General features: G+C 73.6%; 18 protein-coding genes, 1 other RNA gene and 3 pseudogenes. 14 read left to right on the forward strand and 8 right to left on the reverse strand.

Features of this window, described 5'->3' with window-relative positions; genetic code table 11:
* Positions 1-180: 180 nt before the first annotated feature.
* From AB0K92_RS06965 to AB0K92_RS06980, 4 genes are all read left to right on the forward strand, one after another.
* A complete protein-coding gene (locus AB0K92_RS06965) occupies positions 181-471 on the forward strand; it encodes a carboxypeptidase-like regulatory domain-containing protein (RefSeq protein WP_365920348.1) in 291 nt (96 codons plus the stop codon).
* 102 nt (positions 472-573) lie between these two features.
* The gene (locus tag AB0K92_RS06970; protein WP_365920158.1) at positions 574-1,227 is read left to right on the forward strand and encodes a class I SAM-dependent methyltransferase; all 654 of its coding nucleotides are present in this window, start codon (positions 574-576) and stop codon (positions 1,225-1,227) included.
* Between the two features lie 149 nt (positions 1,228-1,376).
* The gene (locus tag AB0K92_RS06975; protein WP_165997881.1) at positions 1,377-1,916 is read left to right on the forward strand and encodes a SigE family RNA polymerase sigma factor; all 540 of its coding nucleotides are present in this window, start codon (positions 1,377-1,379) and stop codon (positions 1,914-1,916) included.
* On the forward strand, positions 1,916-2,743 hold the full coding sequence (locus AB0K92_RS06980) for a hypothetical protein (protein WP_365920160.1): 828 nt from the start codon (positions 1,916-1,918) through the stop codon (positions 2,741-2,743). The genes AB0K92_RS06975 and AB0K92_RS06980 overlap by 1 nt, the downstream gene beginning before the upstream one ends.
* A 16-nt stretch (positions 2,744-2,759) precedes the next feature.
* Here AB0K92_RS06980 and AB0K92_RS06985 read toward each other — a convergent pair.
* Positions 2,760-3,376, reverse strand: a pseudogene (locus tag AB0K92_RS06985) (GNAT family N-acetyltransferase).
* 85 nt (positions 3,377-3,461) lie between these two features.
* Between AB0K92_RS06985 and AB0K92_RS06990 the strand changes: the two are divergent.
* Positions 3,462-4,319: a MaoC/PaaZ C-terminal domain-containing protein gene (locus AB0K92_RS06990; RefSeq protein WP_365920162.1), complete on the forward strand. Its 858-nt coding sequence runs from the start codon at positions 3,462-3,464 to the stop codon at positions 4,317-4,319.
* Between the two features lie 151 nt (positions 4,320-4,470).
* On the opposite strand, the gene AB0K92_RS06995 is transcribed toward AB0K92_RS06990, so the two are convergent.
* Positions 4,471-4,629: a hypothetical protein gene (locus AB0K92_RS06995; RefSeq protein ID WP_365920164.1), complete on the reverse strand. Its 159-nt coding sequence runs from the start codon at positions 4,627-4,629 to the stop codon at positions 4,471-4,473.
* Between the two features lie 95 nt (positions 4,630-4,724).
* Entirely contained in the window at positions 4,725-6,209 is a 1,485-nt protein-coding gene (locus AB0K92_RS07000) for a hypothetical protein (protein ID WP_365920166.1), read from the reverse strand.
* A 199-nt stretch (positions 6,210-6,408) separates the two neighbouring features.
* Between AB0K92_RS07000 and AB0K92_RS07005 the strand changes: the two genes are divergently transcribed.
* Genes AB0K92_RS07005 through AB0K92_RS07015 form a run of 3 tightly spaced genes read left to right on the forward strand, consistent with a single transcriptional unit; the run spans position 6,409 to position 9,487 of the window.
* Positions 6,409-7,269 carry a Nif3-like dinuclear metal center hexameric protein gene (locus AB0K92_RS07005; RefSeq protein ID WP_365920168.1) on the forward strand — a complete coding sequence of 287 codons (861 nt, stop codon included), beginning with the start codon at positions 6,409-6,411 and terminating at the stop codon, positions 7,267-7,269.
* The gene (locus AB0K92_RS07010) at positions 7,266-8,009 is read left to right on the forward strand and encodes a C4-type zinc ribbon domain-containing protein (RefSeq protein WP_365920350.1); all 744 of its coding nucleotides are present in this window, start codon (positions 7,266-7,268) and stop codon (positions 8,007-8,009) included. The genes AB0K92_RS07005 and AB0K92_RS07010 overlap by 4 nt, the downstream gene beginning before the upstream one ends.
* Positions 8,010-8,020: 11 nt before the next feature.
* A complete protein-coding gene (locus tag AB0K92_RS07015) occupies positions 8,021-9,487 on the forward strand; it encodes a bifunctional RNase H/acid phosphatase (RefSeq protein WP_365920170.1) in 1,467 nt (488 codons plus the stop codon).
* Positions 9,488-9,637: 150 nt separating this feature from the next.
* Here the strand turns inward: AB0K92_RS07015 and eda are convergent, their stop codons facing one another.
* Positions 9,638-10,303: a bifunctional 4-hydroxy-2-oxoglutarate aldolase/2-dehydro-3-deoxy-phosphogluconate aldolase gene (eda, locus tag AB0K92_RS07020; RefSeq protein WP_365920172.1), complete on the reverse strand. Its 666-nt coding sequence runs from the start codon at positions 10,301-10,303 to the stop codon at positions 9,638-9,640.
* Positions 10,304-10,496: 193 nt separating this feature from the next.
* On the opposite strand from eda, the gene AB0K92_RS07025 reads away from it, so the two are divergent.
* A complete protein-coding gene (locus AB0K92_RS07025) occupies positions 10,497-10,853 on the forward strand; it encodes a hypothetical protein (protein WP_365920173.1) in 357 nt (118 codons plus the stop codon).
* Here the strand turns inward: AB0K92_RS07025 and AB0K92_RS07030 are convergent.
* The 3 genes and pseudogenes from AB0K92_RS07030 to yaaA all read right to left on the reverse strand — a co-directional run bounded on the left by AB0K92_RS07030 (position 10,843) and on the right by yaaA (position 12,448).
* Positions 10,843-11,294: pseudogene (locus tag AB0K92_RS07030) on the reverse strand (transposase). The gene AB0K92_RS07025 and the pseudogene AB0K92_RS07030 overlap by 11 nt on opposite strands.
* A complete protein-coding gene (locus tag AB0K92_RS07035) occupies positions 11,246-11,605 on the reverse strand; it encodes a transposase (RefSeq protein WP_365920174.1) in 360 nt (119 codons plus the stop codon). The pseudogene AB0K92_RS07030 and the gene AB0K92_RS07035 overlap by 49 nt, the downstream one beginning before the upstream one ends.
* Before the next feature lie 60 nt (positions 11,606-11,665).
* Complete coding sequence (gene yaaA, locus AB0K92_RS07040; protein ID WP_365920176.1) at positions 11,666-12,448, reverse strand: peroxide stress protein YaaA; 783 nt, start codon at positions 12,446-12,448, stop codon at positions 11,666-11,668.
* A gap of 74 nt (positions 12,449-12,522) precedes the next feature.
* Between yaaA and AB0K92_RS07045 the strand changes: the two genes are divergently transcribed.
* From AB0K92_RS07045 to rnpB, 5 genes and pseudogenes are all read left to right on the forward strand, one after another.
* Positions 12,523-13,959, forward strand: a complete 1,437-nt coding sequence (locus AB0K92_RS07045) for an RNB domain-containing ribonuclease (protein WP_365920178.1) — start codon at positions 12,523-12,525, stop codon at positions 13,957-13,959.
* Between the two features lie 100 nt (positions 13,960-14,059).
* Entirely contained in the window at positions 14,060-14,638 is a 579-nt protein-coding gene (locus AB0K92_RS07050; RefSeq protein ID WP_365920180.1) for a Uma2 family endonuclease, read from the forward strand.
* A gap of 23 nt (positions 14,639-14,661) precedes the next feature.
* The gene (locus AB0K92_RS07055) at positions 14,662-15,498 is read left to right on the forward strand and encodes an AraC family transcriptional regulator (RefSeq protein ID WP_365920182.1); all 837 of its coding nucleotides are present in this window, start codon (positions 14,662-14,664) and stop codon (positions 15,496-15,498) included.
* Positions 15,499-15,584: 86 nt separating this feature from the next.
* Positions 15,585-16,301, forward strand: a pseudogene (locus AB0K92_RS07060) (DMT family transporter); the annotation flags it as partial.
* Positions 16,302-16,419: 118 nt separating this feature from the next.
* An RNA gene (rnpB, locus tag AB0K92_RS07065) (RNase P RNA component class A) lies at positions 16,420-16,820 on the forward strand.
* Positions 16,821-17,338: 518 nt separating this feature from the next.
* Here rnpB and AB0K92_RS07070 read toward each other — a convergent pair.
* The gene (locus AB0K92_RS07070; RefSeq protein WP_365920184.1) at positions 17,339-17,956 is read right to left on the reverse strand and encodes a hypothetical protein; all 618 of its coding nucleotides are present in this window, start codon (positions 17,954-17,956) and stop codon (positions 17,339-17,341) included.
* Between the last annotated feature and the right edge of the window lie 229 nt (positions 17,957-18,185).

Consider the following 18,185-nt stretch of genomic DNA (forward strand, 5'->3'; position numbering starts at 1 on the left):
CCGTTCGCGACCGGGGCACCGTCCGCAGTCGAGTCACCGTCCGCGACCGGGGCGCCGTCCGCGGCCGGGTCCCTGTCCACGACCGCGTCCCTGTCCACGACCGTGTCACTCTCCACCGCCGCGTCCCTGCCCGCGCCCGAGGGTGTGCCCACGGCCGAGGCGGTGCCCGCCGCCGAGGCGGTGCCCGGGGCCGGACCGCTCCGCGGCTTCCGCGGCCGGGTCCTGGCCGCCGACGGCACCCCGGTCGCCGGCGCCCGGATCACCCTCATCGACCGCCGGGGCCGCCGCGCGGGCGCCACCCTGTCCGCCGAGGACGGCGGCTACGCGCTGACCGTCCCCGCCTCGGGCCCGTACGTCCTCGCCGCCCAGGCCGCGGGCCACGCCCCGCACGCCTCCGCGGCGACCCACGCGGGCGACGACCACCCGGTCGAACTGAACCTGTCACTGCCGGGCGGGACGGTCACGGCGTAGCACCGGCCCGCTCCTCCTCCCTCCCGTACCCTCTGTCGGACCCCGGCGGGGGGTACGGCAGCATGGGCCGCGGAGACATACGTACGACCGGAAGGCCCGCCCATGACCGCGGTACCCGAGCCCGAGATCCTGGCCGCGTTCGAGGCGGCGAAGGGGTTCATGCCCGTCGACGAGGGGCTGGCCCTCTACGCGGCGGCGACGGAGGCCGGCCGGCTGGGCCTGCCGCTGCTGGAGGTCGGCACGTACTGCGGCCGCTCCACGATCCTCCTCGCCGACGCGGCCCGCGCCGCCGGCGTCACGGCGATCACGGTCGACCACCACCGGGGCAGCGAGGAACAGCAGCCCGGCTGGGAGTACCACGACCCGGAGACCGTCGACCCCGAGCTGGGCCTGATGGACACCCTGCCCACCTTCCGCCGCACCCTGCACAGGGCGGGCCTGGAGGAGCACGTGGTGGCCCTCGTCGGCCGCTCCCCGCAGATCGCCGCGCTGTGGAACACCCCCGTCGCCCTGGTCTTCATCGACGGCGGCCACACCGACGAGCACGCCACCGCCGACTACGAGGGCTGGGCACCGCACGTCGCCGAGGGCGGCCTCCTCGTCATCCACGACGTCTTCCCCGATCCACAGGACGAGTTCACGGGCCAGGCGCCGTACCGCGTCTACCTGCGGGCGCTGGACTCGGGGGAGTTCGAGGAGGTGTCGGTGGCGGGGTCGATGCGGGTGCTGCGGCGCAGGGCGGCGGCATCCGCCTGAGAGCCGGGGCCGGCAGCCCTTCAGTGGCCGTGGGCAGCCTGCAGCGGCAGGCGCCTTCCCTCGCACGAGGGCACGCGTGGAGACAATCCGTGCGACGAGGCAACGGTTCCGGTGGGCCGTGGACTCCTTTGTGTGTCTAGGAGGTGCCCATGGGGGATCGGAAGCAGGCACGGGACGAGGAGTTCCAGGCCTTCGTCATCGGCCGCTGGCCGCGGCTGATGCGCACGGCATTTCTCCTCACGGGGGAGCAGCACGCCGCGGAGGACCTGGTCCAGTCGACGTTCGAGCAGGTCTACGTGGCCTGGCGCAAGGTCGGCTCGGCCGACGAGCCGGAGGCGTATGTACGGCGCGTGATGATCAACGCGCACGCGCGCAAACACCGCAGACGACTGCGGGAGTTCCTGGCGCCGAAGGACGACTCCGGCCTCGCGCACGAGCAGCCCGACACCGGTGACCGCATCTCCCAGGCGGACGACCGCAACGCGCTGCTGAAGGCGCTCGCCCAACTGCCCCCGCGGCAGCGGCAGGCGGTGGTCCTGCGGTACTGGGAGGACCTGACGGAGACACAGGCGGCGGAGGCGATGGGCTGTTCGGTGGGCGCGGTCAAGAGCAACGCGGCGAAAGGGATCGCCAAACTCCGCGCCATACCGGAGCTGGCCGAGATGGTGACGTACGGAGGGCGGAAGTGATGGGCGCGAACCGGGAGACCGAGCACGACATGGCGCACACGTCGCACGCGGACATCGCCTTCCTGCTGGCCGAGGCCGCGGACGAGGTCGAGATCGGTATAGCCCCCTACCAGTCGGTGATCCGGGGCGGACGCCGCCGCAGAGCCCGCCGCTGGGCGGTGGCGGCGGTCACGGCGCTGGTGATCAGCGGCTCGTCGGCGACGCTGGCGGTCGCGGGACTGCCCGGCGGGGACGGCGACCGGGTGGCGCCGCCGGCCGGGCGGTCGCACTCCGCGACACCGGACCCGTACGGGGCGCGGCGGACCACGCTGGCCACCGGCAGCGATCAGGGCACACAGTGGTCGGTCGTCCTCGACGTGTGGCCCGCGCCGCGCGACGCGGCGCAGGCGCAGGCACAGCTGGACGCGATGGCCGAGTACGGGGCGATCCCCGACCAGACCCGCCACGCCTACCAACTGGTCGGCAGCAGCCTGTACGTCGTGCACCGCGTCGTCGGCGACGACGAGTCGCCGGTCATGTGGGCGGCCTTCCCGGAGGGCGGCGCCCCGCCCCAGGACCTGGAGACGGCCGCGGTCCCCCTGGAGCCCGGTGACGACGGCCCGCACCGCCTGGTGGTCGGCCAGGTCACGAGATCCGTCGGGCAGGTCACCTGCACCTGGACGGACGGCACCCGCACGGTCGTCGACCGGCCCCGCGAGGACGAGGACGTCCCGACCGGCCCGAGGTTCATCCGCCACGACACGGGCTCACCGGTCGACTGGTTCGTGTGCCTCGCGCCGAAGGGCGCGGAGTACGCCTCGGCGGAGGTGACCCGGCACGCCGACTAGACCGCTCGGGGCGCCGTCACGTGCCGGCCGGGCGCTGCGGGGCCCGGCGCATCGCCCACAGCGGCGGGCCGCCGCCCGGCAGCCGCAGCTCGGCCCGCACCGCGAAACCGAAGTGCTCGTAGAAGGGGAGGTTGGACGGCTTGGAGGACTCCAGCCGGACGGGCAGTCCGGCCGTGTCCGCCCGCGCCAGGCCCGCGCGCAGCAGGGCCGCCCCGTGCCCCTGCCCCGGGCGGCCGGGTCGGCGCCGATCACCGCGAGGTACCAGTGCGGCTCCCGCGGGCCGTGCTCGGCGGCGGCCTGGACGGCGTCCCGGAACAGCGGGGCGCGGTCACCGAGGATCTCCTGGAGCTGCCGGACGGTCTCCTCGTCGGGGACGGCCTTCTCCTGTCCCTCCGGCGGGACCCAGAGGGCGGCCGCGGCGTCCGTGTGCTCGCAGACGCCGTGCCGGCCGTACTGCCGGGTGAGAAGGGTGGTGAAGTACCGGGTCAGGCCCGAGCCGCGGGTGGCGTCGTCGGGGAAGAACCAGCGCATCATCGGGTCGTCGTCGAAGGCGGCCGCCAGGGTGCGGCCGACGAAGGGCGCGTCGTGGGCGGTCGTCGGCCGCGGTGCGTGCTTTATCGGCATACGGGCCATTGTGTGCCACGTGATCTCGGAGGTTCCGAGGGACGGGTCCCCAAAGCCCGTAGCCACAGGGGCACCTGACGTACCGTTGGGCGCCATGCCGATCGACGCAGCGAAGGCGCTCGCCGCCGCACCCCGGACCGGCGAGATCACCTGGAGCCCGAAGGATGTCCTCCTCTACCACCTCGGCATCGGCGCGGGCCGCCCCGCCACCGACCCGGCCGAGCTGCGGTACACCCTGGAGTCCCGGCTGCACGTCCTGCCGAGCTTCGCCACCGTCGCGGGCGCCGGCTCACCGGGGGTGATCAGCGCCCTGTCCATGCCCGGTGTGGACGTCGACCTCGCGCGCGTCCTGCACGCCGGGCAGTCGCTGACCCCGCACCGGCCCCTCCCGGCCGCGGGCACCGCGACCGCCACCGACCGGATCACCGCCGTGTACGACAAGGGCGAGGCGGCCCTCCTCGTCCTGCGCACCGACGTCGCGGACACGGAGGGCCCATTGTGGACCGGCGAGGCGCGGATCCACGTGCGGGGCGAGGGCGGCTGGGGCGGCGACCGGGGCCCGGCCACCCGGCGCGAGCCGCCCGCCGGTCCGCCCGGTCTGACCGTCGAACGGCCCGTCCGCGAGGACCAGGCACTGCTCTACCGCCTCTGCGGCGACTGGAACCCGCTGCACGCCGACCCCGAGTTCGCCCGGCGGGCCGGCTTCCGGCAGCCCGTCCTGCACGGGCTGTGCACCTACGGCATCACGCTCAAGGCGGTCGTGGACACGCTGCTCGGCGGGGACGTCACGCGGGTGCGGGGCTACACGGCCCGCTTCGCCGGGGTGGTCTACCCGGGCGAGACGCTGAGGCTGCGGATGTGGCGGGGCGAACGGGAGATCCGGGTGAGCGCCGGCGCCGTCGAGCGGGACGACGCACCCGTCCTCGCCGACACCGTCGTCCGGTTGGCGTGAGCCGACGGGAGTGTGCGGGGTGTATGGCCTGCATGGCGTGCGTGGTGTGCGTGGTGGGTGCGGGGTGCCTCCGTTCCTCCGCTCGCGCGCACGACGAGGCCCCGCCCACCTCGTGGTGAACGGGGCCAGGCCCGCGCCGACTGACGTACCGTCAGGCAGCCGCCTCCGTCTGCTGCTCCACCGGCTTGCGGTGCCGGCCGCGGGGGGCCGTCTCGGTGTCGTGCGCCGAGACCGGACCGCGGTGCTTGCCGTGGCCGGGTGCGGTGGCGGCGTCGGCGGGCAGCGGCTGGGACGTGCTGGCGTCGCTCATCGGAAGTATTCACCCCGTCAACATGATCCTTTTACAGCCGGGGGAGTCTAACCGGCACGCCTCGGGCCGAATCCAGACGGTCACGCCGGCCGCGACTATTCCGTTACAAGTCGTCCCAACGCGGCGCCGGCCAGGGGTGCTTGCTGCAGCGGCACCGGCCGTGGCGCGGCGGGGGCCGGAGGGTCCGGTTCCGACGGCTTCCCCGAGGACGAAGCCGTGCCGTCCCGGACCGGACCCTCCGGGCTCACGTCCCCCGCGGCCCCCGAGTCCTCCGTGCGTCTTGCGGTCCCCGGGCCCTCCGCGGGTCTCACGGCTCCCGGACCCGCCCAGGCGCCATGGCCGCCACCCGTGTACGTCAAATCCCCTGCATGCACCGCAACTTGAACACCATCGGCACCTCCAGGGCCCTCGTGGCCACCCACGCCCGCACTCCCCGCCCCACTGGCAACCCCGCTCGCCCTCGCCCTCTCCCTCTCCCTCTCCGGCTCCCCCTCGCCCTGCCCCGGAACGGCCACCTCCGCCACCCCGCACGGGATGCCCGGCGTGGCGTACGGCAGGCGCAGTACGCCGTCGCGGGTCCACAGGCCGGCCCCGGCGAGCCAGCCCTGGGGGGCGGGGAGGTGGGCGACCTGCCGCTGGGCCGGGCGCCAGACGCCGATCCAGCTCCCCGCCGGACCGTCGAACCGCAGCGCCACCCCGCAGCTCTCCGGCGTGAGCACCTGCCCCGGCTGGATGGCGAACGGCGTCACCGCGCAGTCCTCCGCTACCCGCAGACAGTCCGGGAACCGCACCGGCAGGGTGCTGCCGAGCACCCCCCAGCCGAGCCGGGCGTGCCCGGGGGAGGGCGCGTCGGAGCGGATCAGCAGCAGCCCGCTGTCGGGGTCGGCGAGCAGCAGCCGGTCGTCGCTGCCCGCGGCGATCTGCAACAGCGGCGACACCTGCCCGCCCCGCTCCAGATCGACGACGACGGCCTTGGTCCGGCCGTCCAGCGCACGGTCGAGCGCGAGCATCCGCCCCGCCCGGTCCAGCCACACCCCGCCCGAGCAGTGCCCCGGCACCTCGGCCACCCGCTCCGGCCCGAAGGTGCCCCCGGCGACCAGCCACACGGTGGCGGAGCGCGGACCGGCGGCGAGGGCGTAGGCGCGGTCGCCGCCCGGTGCGGGCGGCAGCAGCCGCAGCTCGGCGTCCCCGCACTCGACCGCGCCCAGCGGCAGCTCGCCGGTGCCCGGACCGGTCGGGTAGAGCAGCGAGAAGAGGTGCCGTCCGTCGGCGTGGCGGCGGATGAGGACCCGGCCGTCGGCCATCGGCTGCACCTCGGTGCCGGGCTCCTCCGGCTGGTTGCCGGGCAGCGGCACGGCGTAGGGCTCGGGGCCGTCCAGGGTCCAGCGCTCCGGGAACCAGGAGTCGCCGCTGCGGGCGAGACGCGCGGCGTAACCGCCGTCCACCGTGATCACGCAGCCCGGCCGCGCGGAGTAGCCGTTCCGGGCGCCGCCCGGGCCGCCGTTCCGGGCGCCTCTCGGGCCGCCGTTCAGGTCCCCGTCCCGGTCTCCCGCCGTGGGCTCGATCGCACAGGCTGTCATCGTTCGGTCACCTCCGGCGACGAAGCTAGTTTTCGCACGCACAGACGGGGGAGGGGCCGACCGGCGCTTCACACATACGGGTGGCCCCGCAGCGGTTCGCCTGAGGGAACGGAGACGCGTGTGCTTCACGGGGCGACCGCCTCGTGCGCGGCGGCGGCACCGGTACAGGCGTGCGGAACAGGCAGGTAGCCTGTCTCCCGTGCCCCGTCTGTCTGAAGTCATCACCGCGCTGGAGAACCTGTGGCCCGCCGAGCGGGCGGAGTCCTGGGACGCGGTCGGCACGGTCGTGGGCGACCCCGGCCAGGAGGTCACCCGGGTCCTGTTCGCCGTCGACCCCGTCCAGGAGATCGTCGACGAGGCCGTGAAGCTCGGCGCCGACCTGCTGGTCACCCACCACCCGCTCTATCTGCGCGGGACGACGACGGTCGCGGCCTCCACGTCCAAGGGCCGGGTCGTGCACACGCTGATCAAGAACGACATCGCGCTGCACGTCGCCCACACCAACGCCGACACCGCCGACCCCGGTGTCTCGGACGCCCTCGCGGGTGCGCTGGACCTGCGCGTCGTACGGCCCCTGGTGCCGGACCCCACCGACCCGCGGGGCCGCCGCGGCCTCGGCCGGGTGTGCGAACTGGACCATCCGCTGACCGTCCGCGAGCTGGCCGCCCGCGCCGCCGAGCGGCTGCCCGCCACCGCGCAGGGCATCCGCGTGGCCGGCGATCCCGGGGCGACCGTCCGCACGGTCGCCGTCAGCGGCGGCTCCGGCGACAGCCTGTTCGACCACGTCCGCGCGGCCGGCGTCGACGCGTTCCTCACCGCGGACCTGCGCCACCACCCGGCGTCGGAATTCACGGCGGCCGTGGCCCCCAGCCCCCTCGCGCTGCTCGACGCGGCGCACTGGGCCACCGAGTGGCCCTGGTGCGAGCTGGCCGCGAGCCAGCTCGACGAGATCTCCGACCGGAAGGGATGGGGCCTGCGGGTCCACGTCTCCCAGACGGTCACCGACCCCTGGACCGCCCACGCGGCGTCCACCACATCAACTGCAGGAGCCCCCAACTGAACGCCGCGCCCGCCGACCAGATCCGCCTGCTCGACCTCCAGGACCTCGACGTCCGCCTCCAGCAGCTCGCGCACAAGCGCCGCTCGCTGCCCGAGCACGCCGAGATCGAGTCGCTGACCAAGGACCTCACGCAGCTGCGCGACCTGCTGGTGGCCGCGCAGACCGAGGAGAGCGACTGCGCCCGCGAGCAGACCAAGGCCGAGCAGGACGTCGACCAGGTGCGCCAGCGGGCCGCCCGCGACCAGCAGCGGCTGGACTCCGGCGCGGTCGCCTCGCCGAAGGACCTCGAGAACCTCCAGCGCGAGATCGCCTCGCTGGCCCGCCGCCAGGGCGACCTGGAGGACATCGTCCTGGAGGTCATGGAGCGCCGTGAGTCCGCGCAGGCGCGGGTCGCCGAGCTGACCGAGCGCGTGGCCTCGGTGCAGTCGAAGATCGACGACGCGACCGGGCGCCGGGACGCCGCGTTCGAGGAGATCGACGGCGAGGCGGCGTCCGTGACGAAGGAGCGCGAGGTCGTCGCCGGGTCCGTCCCCGCCGACCTGCTGAAGCTCTACGACAAGCTGCGCGAGCAGCAGGGCGGCATCGGCGCGGCGAAGCTGTACGCGCGCACCTGCCAGGGCTGCCGGCAGGAGCTGGCCATCACCGAGCTGAACGAGATCCGCAAGGCCGCCCCCGACACGGTGGTGCGCTGCGAGAACTGCCGCCGCATCCTCGTGCGTACGGCCGAGTCGGGGCTGTAAGGGATCTCGGGGTGCGGGAGTTCATCGTCGAGGCCGACGGCGGGTCGCGGGGCAACCCTGGGCCCGCGGGCTACGGGGCCGTGGTGACCGACGCGGCCACGGGCGAGACGCTGGCCGAGCGGTCGGATTTCCTGGGCACGGTGACGAACAACGTCGCCGAGTACCGGGGCCTGCTCGCCGGGCTGCGCGCCGCGCACGGCCTCGACCCGGCCGCCCGCGTCCACGTCCGCATGGACTCCAAGCTGGTCGTCGAGCAGATGTCCGGCCGCTGGAAGATCAAGCACCCCGACATGAAGCCGCTCGCCATGGAGGCGTCCCGGATCTTCCCGCCCGGTCAGGTGACGTACGAGTGGATCCCGCGCGAGCTGAACAAGCACGCGGACCGGCTGGCGAACGAGGCGATGGACTCCGGGACCGCCGCGCAGGCCGGGACCGCCGCACAGGGCGAGGCCGCCGTTCAGGCTGGGAGTGCCGCTCAGGGTTGGGCCGCCGCTCGGGCCGGGATTGGCGCTCAGGCGGGGACTGCCGCTCAGGGTGAGGCCGCCGCGCAGGCCGCGAGTGCCGCGCAGGGTCAGCCCGTCGCGCCGGCCGGGACCGACGCTCAGGCGGGGACTGCTGCTCAGAGTGGAGCCGCCCCGCCGGCCGGGACCGCCGCTCAGGGCGAGGCTGCCGCCCAAGCCGGGACCGGCGCACAGGCGGGGACCGCCTCTCAGGGCAAGGCTGCCGCCCAAGCCGAGACCACCACGCAGAACGAGGCCGCCCCCGGTGACGGTGGTGAGAAGGCGCGGGCCGACCTCCGGGCGGCCCGTACCGTCGCCACCCCCTCCGTCGGTTGGGGCTCCGCCCCGGACCTGGGCGCGCCGGCCACCTTCGTGCTGCTGCGGCACGGCGAGACACCGCTCACCCCGGAGAAGCGCTTCTCCGGCAGCGGCGGCAGCGACCCGTCCCTCTCCGCCGTCGGCCGTGAGCAGGCCGAGCGGGTCGCGGCGGCGCTGGCGCGGCGGGGCACGATCCAGGCGATCGTGTCGTCGCCGCTGGCCCGCACCCGGGAGACCGCCGGGATCGTCGCCGCCCGCCTCGGCCTGGAGGTCGGTATCGACGACGGGTTGCGCGAGACGGACTTCGGAGCCTGGGAGGGGCTGACCTTCGCCGAGGTGCGCGAACGCCACCCCGAGGACCTGACCGCCTGGCTGGCCTCCCCGGACGCCGAGCCCACCGGCGGCGGCGAGAGCTTCGCCACGACCGCCACCCGGATCGCCGCGACCCGCGACAAACTGGTCGCCGCCTACGCGGGCCGCACGGTCCTCCTCGTCACCCACGTGACCCCGATCAAGACACTGGTCCGCCTCGCCCTGGGCGCCCCGCCGGAGTCCCTGTTCCGCATGGAACTGTCGGCGGCCTCCCTGTCGGTCGTCGCGTACTACGCCGACGGCAACGCCAGCGTCCGCCTCCTCAACGACACGTCCCACCTGCGCTGAGCGAGAGCGCGCCGCGCGCCCGCCTGCGTCAGGCCGCGCCCGCCGCGCCCACCCGCGCCAGGCCACACAGCGCCACGCGCACCTGCGTCAGGCCGTGCCCGCCACGCGCACCTGCCCCAGGCCACGCCCCACCGCGCGCACCCGCCCTCGCTACCCCCGCCTCGCCCTCTCGCCGCCCCACCCCGCCCCCTCGCCACCCAGCGCCGCGGCCTCCCGGGCCAGGTGCTCGATCCGTGCCCAGTCCCGTGCCGCCAAGGCATCCGCCGGCAGCATCCAGCTGCCGCCGACACAGCCGACGTTCGGCAGGGCGAGGTAGGCGGGCGCGGAGCCGGGGCCGATTCCGCCGGTGGGGCAGAACCGGGCCTGCGGCAGCGGTCCGGACAGGGAGCGCAGGTAGGCCGTACCGCCGGCCGCCTCCGCCGGGAAGAACTTCATCTCCCGGACGCCGCGTTCCAGCAGCGCGACCACCTCCGACGTGGTGGACACCCCCGGCAGGTACGGCACCCCGGACGCCCGCATCGCGGCCAGCAGCGCGTCGGTCCAGCCGGGGCTGACGAGGAACCGGGCCCCGGCGGCGACGGACTCCTCGGCCTGCGCGGGCGTGAGGACGGTCCCCGCGCCGACCACGGCCTCCGGCACCTCGCCGGCGATCGCCCGGATCGCCTCCAGCGCGCCCGGCGTCCGCAGCGTCACCTCGATCACGGGCAGCCCCCCGGCGACGAGCGCGCGGGCCAGCGGCACGGCGTCGGCGGGGTCGGCGACGACCACGACGGGGACGACGGGCGCGAGATCCAGCACGGACGGGGACGAGGACATGACCATGCCCCTCATCCTGCCCACCGCGAAGCGCACTGCGCAAAGGTTGTTGCACATGCTGCAATCGCCCTCGTGGCTGCCTCGGCGGAAGCATCAGGGCCGACTCAGTGCAGCTAAGTGCAGCTAAGACACCGTTTCATGCGGCTGTTGCGAGTGCTGCATGTCTGTCAGTGCGGTGTGAGAGCCTCCAGGCATGAGCTACGACCTGGCCGTCTGGGAAGGCGAGCGGCCGGCGGATGACAAGACCGCCAGCCGGGTCTTCAACGACCTGTACGACCGCTATCTCAATGGTGAGGACGAGGAATCTCCGTCCGAACGCATCGCGGCCTACGTCGCAGCCCTCTTGGAGCGGTGGTGTGACATCACCGAGGATGTGGAGGAAACGTCCCCTTGGGCTGCGGGACCGTTGATCGGTGAAGCCAGGGGCCCAGTCATCTACTTCGCGTTGCGGTGGGACAGGGCAGAAGAGGCGTCCGCCTATGCGGCAGCCCTCGCCGATTCGATGGGGCTGGTCTGCTTCGATCCCCAGCAGAGACAACTCAGGCCCTGATGCTCCTGGTCAGACGGCGGTAGCCGATCAGAAGGGCTGCTAGACCGACGAAGGCGAGGAAGTGCTCGGCCCTGCGTTCGTAGCGGCGATGCAGGCGGCGGCAGCCGACCAGCCAGGACACCGTTCGCTCGACGACCCAGCGGTGGTGGCCCAGCCGTTTGGAGGACTCGATGCCCTTGCGTGCGATGCGGTGCCGGATTCCGCGCTTACGGAGCCATCGGCGCAGGTGGTCGTAGTCGTAGCCCTTGTCGTCCCCCGCACGAGCGGCTTGAGGCCGAGGCTGTCGTGCAGGTTGGCGCCGGAGATACCCAGCGACAGCGGGACACCGTTTCGGTCGGTGATCAGGTGGATTTTCGATCCACTCTTGCCGCGATCGGTCGGATTCGGTCCCGTCAGTGGCCCCCTTTTGCCGCCCGGACACTGACAGAGTCGATCGCGCACCGCGACCAGTCCAGCTCGCCCCGGGCGCCGAGCTCATCGAGGATGACGCGGTGCAGCCGGGCCCAGACCCGCTCCCGGCTCCACCGGGCGAAGCGCCGGTAGACCGTGGGCCAGGCCGGCCCGAACACCGGCGGCAACTGCCGCCAGGAGCAGCCCGAAGTGGCCACGAAGATGATCGCCGCCAGGCACTCCCGGTCCCGGGCCCTCCGTCGCCCACCGTCCTGCGGACGTATGACCTCCGTCGGCGGCACCACCCGCCGAAACAGCACCCACAACTCGTCCGGCACCAACCGCTCCACCAGATCCGTCATGCACGGCTCAACGAACGATCACGCCATCAGAAACGACGTCTAAGTGCAGCTCAGTGCACCTCAGTGCACCTCCTCCACCAGCACATCCAGCGCCCACGCCCGCCCCGCCGTCGCCGGAGCCTGCGCCTCCACCTCGTAGCCGAGATCCCGCAGCGCCTCGACCAGCTCCGCCGGCCCCGACGGCTCCGCCCCGGCGGTCAGCAGACTCCGCACGATCCGGCCCTTGGTCGCCTTGTTGAAGTGGCTGACGACCTTCCGGGTCGGCGCGTGCAGCACCCGCACGGTCGCCGTCCGCCCCGCCGTCTCGCCCTTCGGCTTCCACGCCGTCGCGTACGCCGCCGACCGCAGATCCAGCACCAGCCCGTCCCCCGCCGCCTCGGGCAGCGCCGCGGCCATCGGCGTACGCCAGTACGCGCCCAGCGCGCCGAGCCCCGGCAGCCGCACGCCCATGGAGCACCGGTACGACGGGATCCGGTCCGTCACCCGCACCGCCCCCCAGAGCCCCGAGAACACCAGCAGCGAGCGCGCGGCCCGCTCCCGCGCGGCGCTCTCCAGCGAGGCCAGGTCCAGGGCGTCGTACAGCACACCCGTGTAGATCTCCCCGGCGGGCCGCGCGCCGGCCGTGCGCAGCTCCGCGTTCTTCGCGACCTCCCCGCGCAGGCCCTCGCTCAGCCCCAGCACCTCGCGCGCCTTGTCCTCGTCACCCGCGCACAGCTCGACCAGCTCGCCGAGGACGGCCGCACGGGCCTCGGTCAGCGCGGGCAGCGACAGCGACTCCAGCTTCAGCGGGGCGCCCGGGCCGGAGGGGGCCTTTCCCTCCGAGGGCGGCAGCAGGACCAGCACGCGTACTCCTTATGTCTCAGCTCCCCGCCAGCGTACGGCGTGCCACCCCGCGCCCCCCGCCCTACGCTCGCTGTATGCCCCGCCGCCCCCTCCGCGTGACCGGCGCCGCCCCCGACGACCCGCTGCGGGCCGCCCTCACCGCGCTGCGCGCCCGACTCGGCATCCCCGCCGGCTTCCCGCCCGAGGTCCTGGCCGAGGCGGAACGGGCGGCGCGGGAGCCGCGGCTGCCGGCGTACGACGCCACCGGCATCCCTTTCTTCACCATCGACCCGCCCGGCTCCACCGACCTCGACCAGGCGATGCACCTCTCCCGCCACGGCACCGGCTACCGCGTCCGCTACGCCATCGCCGACGTCGCCGCCTTCGTCACCCCCGGCGGGCCCCTGGACGCGGAGACCCACCGCCGCGTGATGACCCTCTACTTCCCCGACGAGCGCGTCCCCCTCCACCCGCCCGCCCTCGGCGAGGCCGCCGCCAGCCTGCTCCCCGACGGCCCCCGCCCCGCCGCGCTGTGGACGATCGACCTCGACGCGGACGGCCGCACCCGCGCCGTCGACGTCCGCCGCGCCCTCGTCCGCAGCCGGGCCCGGCTGGACTACGCCTCGGTCCAGCGGCAGATCGAGGACGGGCGCGCGGAGGAGCCCGTCGCCCTGCTCAAGACGGTCGGCGTGCTGCGCGAACGCCTGGAGGCCGAACGCGGCGGGATCTCCCTCGGCGTCCCCGAGCAGGAGATCGTCCCGCGGGACGGCGGCTACGCCCTCGCCTACCGCGCCCCGCTCCCCGCCGACGCCTGGAACGCCCAGATCTCCCTGCTCACCGGCATGGCCGCCGCCGACCTCCTGCTCGCCTCCGGCACCGGCGTCCTGCGCACCCTGCCCGCCGCCCCCGACGGCGCCGTCGGCCGGCTGCGCCGTACCGCCCGCGCCCTGCGCATCGACTGGCCGCACCACGTCTCGTACGCCGGCCTGATCCGCACCCTGGACCCGCACCGGCCCCACCACGCCGCCTTCCTCCTCGAATGCACCACCCTCCTGCGCGGCGCCGGCTACACCGTCTTCCGCGACGGCGCCCTCCCGCCCCTCACCACCCACTCCGCCGTCGCCGCCCCCTACACCCACTGCACCGCCCCGCTGCGCCGCCTCGCCGACCGCTACACCACCGAGCTGTGCCTGGCCGCGGCGGCCGGACAGGACCCACCGGACTGGGTGCTCGCCGCACTGGAGAGGCTGCCCGCCGAGATGACGGCGGGCGCGCGGCGGGCGGGCACGGTGGAACGGGAGTGCGTGAACGCCGTCGAGGCGGCGGTGCTGGCCGACCGCGTCGGCGACACCTTCGACGCCTGCGTCGTCGACCTCGACGAACGCCGCCCCACCACCGGCACGGTCCAGCTCACCGACCCCGCCGTCATCGGCCGCGTCGACGGCGAACATCTTCCGCTGGGAGAACGCGTCCGGGTCCGGCTGACGGAGGCGGACCCGGCGCGGGCGACGGTGCGGTTCGTGCCCGCGTAGCGGCACGGGCTGTGCCACGATCGAGGGAACGGTTCCCGAACCACGGTCAGGTGATCGGCCCATGTCCCAGTCTGGCGAGCGACCGAAGGAGGGGCGTGACATGACTGCCATGGCCCACCAGCCGCTGACGCAGGAAGAGATCCTGCTGGAGGGCTTTCTCGCCCTGGACACCCCGGAGGGTTTCCGGGCCGAGCTGATCGAGGGGGAGATCGTCGTGACGCCGCCGCCGGACGGGGATCACGAGCACTGCATCAGCAGGATCGTGAGGCAGGTGATCAGGAGGTCCGTGACCGACATGGATTTCTCGGGCAACAAGGGGGTGAGACTGCGTTTCGCCGCGGACTGCCTCCGTGACCACGTGATCCCGGACGCGACCTTCGCCCCTGCGGAGCTGGACCTCTACAAGAGCGCCGATCCCTGGATGCCCTGCGACAGCGTCGCCATGGTGCTGGAGGTCACCTCCACGAAACCCCAGGTCGACCGCGAGACCAAGCGCCACTGCTACGCCCGGGCCGGCATCCCCCTCCACCTGCTCGTCGACCGGGACGTCGCCTCCGTCACGCTGTTCAGCGACCCGGGAAAGCGCGACTACCGCGAGCTGCGCACCGTCCCCTTCGGCAAGTCCCTCACCCTCCCCGACCCCTTCGGCTTCGACCTGGACACGAGCGACTTCCTCTGATCCCCTGTCCCCGGGGGTGCGAGGTGAGCGTACGGATACGGGAAGACGCCCGGTGGACACGGGCCAGGCTCGGGCGGTGCGGGCCGGCCCTCGACCTGCTCACCGCCCGCTTCGACCGGCACGTCTACGCCCCGCACGCACACGACGAGTTCACGATCGGGGTGACCGTCGGCGGGCTGGAGGTCATCGACTACCGCGGCGGACGCATCCAGTCCGGACCGGGCTCGATCGTCATCCTGGAACCCGGAGAAATGCACACCGGCGGCCCCGCCTGCCCCGACGGCGGCTACGCCTACCGCGCCCTGTACGCCGCCCCCGCCCTCCTCGCCGACGGCACCCTCGGCACCGGCCCGCGCCACTTCCGCGAACCCGTGGTGGACGACCCCGAGCTGGCCGCCGCGCTGCTGCGCACCCACACCGACCTGAGCGCCTGCCCGGACCCGCTCGAGGCGGAGTCCCGGCTGCCCTGGCTGCTCACCGCGCTCGCCCGCCGCCACTCCACCGCCCGCGCCGCGAGCGACACCGTGCCGGGCGCCCACGCCATCGCGCACGCCGTCCGCGACCGCCTCGCCGACGAACTCACCGACCCGCCCTCCCTCGCCGCCCTCGCCACCGACCTCGGCCTGTCCCGGTACCAGCTGCTGCGCGCGTTCCGTACGGCGATGGGAGTGCCGCCGTACGCCTGGCTCGCCCAGTACCGGGTGCACCGGGCGCGCGGCCTGCTGGAGTGCGGACTGCGCCCGGCGGACGTCGCCCCGCTCGTCGGATTCGCCGACCAGGCGCATCTGACGCGCTGGTTCCGGCGGGTGCTCGGGGTGACCCCGGCGGCGTACCGCAACAGCGTTCAAGACGGCGGGTGAGCGCCGGCCCGACACTGTGGGGCATGACCGCACGTGGCTGGGCCCTGTTCTCCGTGATGGGAGTCGTCTGGGGCATCCCCTATCTGATGATCAAGGTGGCGGTGGACGAGCTGTCCCCGTCCGTGGTGGTGTTCGCGCGGTGCGCGCTCGGCGCCGCGCTGCTGCTGCCCTTCGCGCTCCGCCAGGGCGGCCTCGCCCGCACCGTGCGGACGCGCTGGAAACCGATGCTGGCCTTCGCCGTCATCGAGATCGTCGGCCCCTGGTGGACCCTGACCGACGCCGAGCGCCACCTGTCCAGCTCCACCGCCGGGCTCCTCATCGCGGGCGTGCCCATCGTCGGCGTCCTCCTGGCCCGCTTCTTCGGCGCCGAGGAACACGTCGGCGCCCGCCGGATCACCGGCCTGGCCCTCGGCCTCGCGGGCGTCGCCGTCCTCACCGTGCCCCACCTCACCGGCGGCGACGCGCGCTCGCTGGCCGAGGTGCTGGTCACGGTCGTCGGCTACGCCGCCGCCCCGCTGATAGCCGCCCGGCACCTGAAGGACGTCCCCACCCTCCAGCTGATCACCCCCTGCCTCGTCCTGGCCGCCGTCGTCTACGCCCCCGCCGCCTTCCTGACCCGGCCCGCCGCCATGCCCTCGGGCGAGGTCCTGGCCGCCCTCGCCGGCCTCGGCGTCATCTGCACGGCCGTCGCGTTCGTGGTGTTCCTTGAGCTGATCAAGGAGATCGGCCCGACCCGCGCCGGAGTCATCACGTACGTCAACCCGGCGGTCGCCGTCGCCGCGGGCGCCCTCTTCCTCGGCGAGGACCTCACCCTCGGTATCGGCGTCGCCTTCACCCTGATCCTGGCCGGCTCCGTCCTCGCGACGGCCGCCACCGGTCCGCGGCGGGAGGTCCGCCGGGTACCATGGTCGACACGGCAGACGAGCCGGGCGGACGGCCGCGTGGAGTCCCCCTAGGGGACTTCCCGAGGAACGTCCGGGCTCCACAGGGCAGGGTGGTGGCTAACGGCCACCCGGGGTGACCCGCGGGACAGTGCCACAGAAAACAGACCGCCGGGGGCCTCGGCCCTCGGTAAGGGTGAAACGGTGGTGTAAGAGACCACCAGTGCCCAGGGTGACCTGGGCAGCTAGGTAAACCCCACCCGGAGCAAGGTCAAAAGGAGACACCTGGTGTCTCTGCGCGGACGCATGAGGGCTGCCCGCCCGAGTCCGCGGGTAGACCGCACGAGGCCGGCGGCAACGCCGGCCCTAGATGGATGGCCGTCACCCCGACGACCGCGAGGTCCCGGGGCACAGAACCCGGCGTACAGCCCGGCTCGTCCTGTCGCACCCCCTCCGGCTTATGTCAGAGGGGGTGTCCAGTCTGCCATTCGGCTCCGGGGTCGAATCGGGATCGGATCGGGGTCGAATCGGGTGGCCAGACCGTTCGACGGGTCAACTCACCCTCGCGCCACGATGGTTCGCCTCGTTGCGTCGAAGAGACTTGCACCTGCGGTGCGGTCGGTGTCAACTCCCGCATCGACGTCATGCGGCCGCGCGCCTGACGCCGTCGGCCCGCTGCTGGGTGCCGGGCTGAGAGTTGTCCCGTAACTCCTGGTCGGGGGTTAGATGATCTTGACGTGGCTGGTGGGATCGCGGCGTCGGAGCCGTCCTGGCCGGCACCGTTCACCGGGCTGAGCCCGCGTCGGATCACCCTTCCTCCTGACCTTGACCGGCAAGGCCAGGGTCGGACGAAGATCACCAAGTGGGTCACTTTCGATACGCCGCCAGAGGGTCGGAGTTCGACCCGTCGCCGAGATCAGCCCTCGGTCGCGGATGCCGGCGAAGAAACCCTGGGCAAGTCAGTGCTGCATCCAGCGCCAGTCCGGCATGGGCGGCATATGCGCCATGGAGGGCATGTGCGGCGTCCTGCTCATGGCCCGCTGCCACATCCCCCTGGCCTGTTCCTCGGGGCGCTGCTGTTCTCCGTGTAGCGCGTTGAGGACGAGCAGCCCGCCTGTCAGCGCTGGGATTGTCCACTGCAGGAAGGCGAGTTGCCGCTGTGCCTTTTCCGTGTCGACGGGGTGCTGCTCGGCCTTCTCGGTGTCCTCCGGGTCGCTGGAGGACGCCAGCTCGATCTTCTTGCCCAGCACCCGGCTGTACGCGGTGGCCGCCAGGGCGGCTGCGGTCAGGACTGTCTTTGCCGCGGTGGAGGCGGCCACTCCCTGCTGGTTTGCAACCCGTGCGGCGTTCGCCGCGAGCAGGCCACTGCTGCCGACCAGATGGGCACCGACGGCCGCGGCGTTCACTGGGGCCCACTTGGCCCAACCGGAGCTGGCGATCCGCGCGGGGGGCGCCTGCGTGCCGCCTTCAGCTCGTGCCGCGCCGTTGAGGCCCACTGCGCCCATCAACGAACCGCCGAACCACGCGGCCAGCCCCAGGTCGTGCAGACTGCGCATGACGGTATTGCGTTCCGACATCTCGTGACTTCCTTTCGACGGACAGCGAGGTCAGCAGCACATCGGCGCTGCGTCCACTGTCGCCCGACAGAAGACAGGCCGCACCTCGGGCGCTGACGAACGGACCACAGTCCGGAGCAGCCGTCGTGAGAGGCAGCCCATGAGCGACACGACCGGTCTTCCTGGTGTGGCTGTGGATCGCCGACCTGGCGATCCTGCTGGGCCTGGAGTTCGACGCCGGGACCGACGG

Origin of the sequence: Streptomyces sp. NPDC052687 (genome assembly GCF_040678395.1) — a bacterium.
Lineage (GTDB): Bacteria > Actinomycetota > Actinomycetes > Streptomycetales > Streptomycetaceae > Streptomyces.